The organism is Hydrotalea sp. (assembly GCF_049968455.1).
Classification (GTDB): domain Bacteria; phylum Bacteroidota; class Bacteroidia; order Chitinophagales; family Chitinophagaceae; genus Hydrotalea.
Genome location: NZ_JBMFQT010000044.1, coordinates 1 through 3,570, shown reverse-complemented (window position 1 = coordinate 3,570; position 3,570 = coordinate 1). Strand labels below are relative to the sequence as shown.

Annotated in this window: 2 protein-coding genes; both read left to right on the top strand. The window is 35.0% G+C overall.

The genetic code is table 11. The annotated features are described in order from the left end of the window. A partial coding sequence (locus tag ACP5P5_RS13500) for a trypsin-like peptidase domain-containing protein (RefSeq protein WP_428286638.1) occupies positions 1-1,234 on the top strand: 1,234 nt, incomplete at its 5' end. Positions 1,235-1,830: 596 nt separating this feature from the next. Further along, positions 1,831-3,552 carry a hypothetical protein gene (locus ACP5P5_RS13495; protein ID WP_428286637.1) on the top strand — a complete coding sequence of 574 codons (1,722 nt, stop codon included), beginning with the start codon at positions 1,831-1,833 and terminating at the stop codon, positions 3,550-3,552. Positions 3,553-3,570: the final 18 nt, after the last annotated feature.

The following is a 3,570-nucleotide window of genomic DNA, read 5'->3' as shown; positions in this document are numbered from 1 at the left end:
CTTTTTTGGTGACAATATGTTTGGTGATCTTTTTGGTGGAATGGGGCCACGAATTATTCCCGAACAACGAGCAAGTGGCAGTGGGGTAATTATTAGTGAAGATGGCTATATTGTTACCAATAACCATGTGGTAGATGGTGCTGATGAAATTAATATAACTTTACCCAACGGCAAAACATATAAAGCATCTGTGGTTGGTACAGACCCCAGCAGTGACATTGCTGTACTAAAGATTGATGCCAAAGGTTTACCTTATTTAGTATACGGCAACAGTGATGATGCTAAATTAGGACAATGGGTATTAGCAATTGGTTATCCTTTAACATTAGATGTAACTGTAACAGCAGGCATCATAAGCGCTAAAGCCAGAAACATTGGTATTAATGCTCGCCAAAGCTCTGCCCCCATTGAATCTTTTATTCAAACAGATGCTGCAGTTAACCCGGGAAATAGTGGCGGTGCTTTAATTAATACCCGTGGCGAATTAATTGGCATTAACTCTGCCATTGCTTCACCAACCGGTTCATATGCTGGATATTCTTATGCAATACCCGTAAATATTGTAAAAAAAGTAGTGAGCGATATTATTAAATACGGAACCGTACAGCGTGCCTATTTAGGAATTTCATACCCAAGAGAAGGCTTATCTGAAGATCAGAAAAAAGCAGAAGGTATTAAAGATGTTACGAATGGTATTTATGTAATGGATGTACCTTCAGGTGGCGCTGCTGCTGAAGCCGGTATTAAAAAAGGGGATATAATTACCAGCATTAACGGTGTTAATGTAACAACTGGACCCGAAATGGTAGAACAAATAGCTCGTTACAAACCCGGCGATAAAGTTCTTATAGGCTTTATAAGAAATGGAGAACAGAAAACCGTATCCGTTATTCTTAAAAATAAAGTAGGCAATACTAATATTGTTAAAGTATCTAGTGTTATGGACCGGCTTGGAGCTGAATTAGCTAACATTGATAAAAAAACTGCCACAGCTAATAATGTGAATGGTGGAGTTTTGGTTAAGAAAATACAACCAGGTGGTGCCATTCAAAAATCGCGCATTCAGGAAGGCTTTATTATTACTTCCGTAAATGGTATTGAAGTAAATACAATTGATGATTTAAAAGCTGCATTATCAAACTCATCCAATAGTGGTACCGTTCGTTTCGATGGTATTTATCCGGGTTATGGTGATACTTACAGTTACCCAGTACGCATTGACGGTGGTGAATAATTATTAACTATTGAAGAATATTTATACTAAAAGAGGCTGCTTTCAAATATTAGCAGCCTCTTTTACTTTTATTTACAATTAAAAACTTTCTACTAAAATGTAATCAACATTTATTCAGTCGTATTAAGCATTAATGCTTTGATCTTAAATCACCTTGCCACGGAGTATAAATAGTATTGAATGTTATGCCATTTAATATAAATTTAGTTTTAGGATAATACTGAAAAAATTGTATTATCCATTTCGGGGAATAATCTTCTTAATTCCAATAACTTTAATGCATATAATAATTTTCCCGATAAAAATTTGGTAAGTGATATATTCATAAGATATTTCTGGATAACTTTTAACCTCAACTACACCTATCAATTTGGAAAATTGAAACTACAAGCTGCTAGAAATAGGAATGTTGTTTTGGAGGATGATAGTAATAGGCTGAGATACAGCCAATAAGATAATCATTAACAATTTATATGTTAAATCTCATTTATAATTATAAAACATAAAATACAATCACTATTTTGTAATTACCTCTTACCTATGTTAAATCATCGAATAATAACATTATTAAACAGATGAATAATAACATAGTGCTTATGAAAATAAATATCAGCTATTTCTTTGCAATAATTTTACTGTTATCGTGTAATAATCAAACTAAAGAAACGAAGAAAAAAAACGCCCCAATTGTAGGTTGCTTTAGCAGTATTACTAGCGACAAAAACTGGTATAGTAAAAACAGTAAAGCTCCAAAATTTAATGGGCTAGATGGTATACATTTTAATATTACAACTTCCAATCAAGAAGCACAATATTACTTCAATCAGGGTATGATGCTTGCATACGGTTTTAATCATGCAGAAGCTGCAAGATCATTCTATCAAGCCATTCGTTTAGATACAACCTGCGCCATGGCCTATTGGGGATTTGCTTATGTGCTAGGACCCAATTATAATGGAGGTATGGAAGCTGATAATTTTCAAAGAGCTTATGATGCAACCCTACAAGCACAAAAGCATGCACAAAAATGTACACCAAAAGAAAAGGCTTTGATTCACGCACTTTCTACCCGATACATTCAACAGCCGTCATCGGATAGAAGTGCATTAGACAAAGCCTATGCCTTAGCTATGCAACACGTATACAAACAATACCCTAATGATCCTGATATTGGCACATTATATGCTGAAGCCATTATGGATATGCACCCGTGGGACTTGTATGATAAAAAAACAAAAAAACCAAAAGAATGGACCTACGAGTTGGTGGACATTTTACAAGGCATTCTAAAAAACAATCCTACACATGCGGGGGCACATCATTTTTATATTCATTCATTGGAAACATCGGCCACACCAGAAAAAGCTTTAAAGAGTGCACATTTACTCAATACTTTGGTTCCTGCTGCAGGGCATCTTTTACACATGCCCTCACATATTTATATTAATACCGGAGATTACCATTTAGGATCAATAGCTAACCTTAAGGCCATTGAAGCCGATAGTATTTATACCACAACCTGCCATGCTCAAGGTATATACCCCCTAAGTTATTATCCGCATAATTATCATTTTTTAGTAGCTACCGCAACACTTGAGGGAAATACAGCTTTGGCATGGCGAACAGCGCTTCAACTTCAAGAACATACTGCAAAAGAAATTATGCATTTAACTGAGTGGGGAACTTTACAGCATTACTATTCCATTCCTTATTATGTAGCAGTAAAATTATCTATGTGGGATACTATTTTAGCACTTAATCCACCCCCCAAAGAGTTAACATACCCAAATGCTATTTGGCATTTTGCAAAAGGGATGGCATATTTAGGAAAAAAACAAGTACCCTTAGCAAATGCTGAATTACAACAATTAAACGCCTTAGCATCAGACACCATGCTTACTAAAATTACCATTTGGAATATTAACACCACGAATGATCTTGTTCAAATTGCGCAACAAGTATTAGCAGCTGGTATAGCTGCCAAACAAAACAACCTGAATCAGGCCATAGTACTACTAAAGCAAGCTGTTGATAATGAAGATAATTTAAATTACAATGAACCACCCGATTGGTTTTTTTCAATAAGGCATCATTTGGGTGCTGCATTGCTTAAAGCTGGAAATCATCAAGAAGCAGAATTAGTTTATCAAAAAGATTTGGAGACCTGGAAAAAAAATGGATGGGCATTAATTGGTTTATACAATGCTTTAAAACTGCAAGGAAAAAACGCAGCAGCAAATACTTGTCAATCTATGTTTAATGAATCATGGAAATATGCAGATGTAGCCATCCATTCGTCTTCCAACATAATTGATTAAATTAAAATTCAATAAACA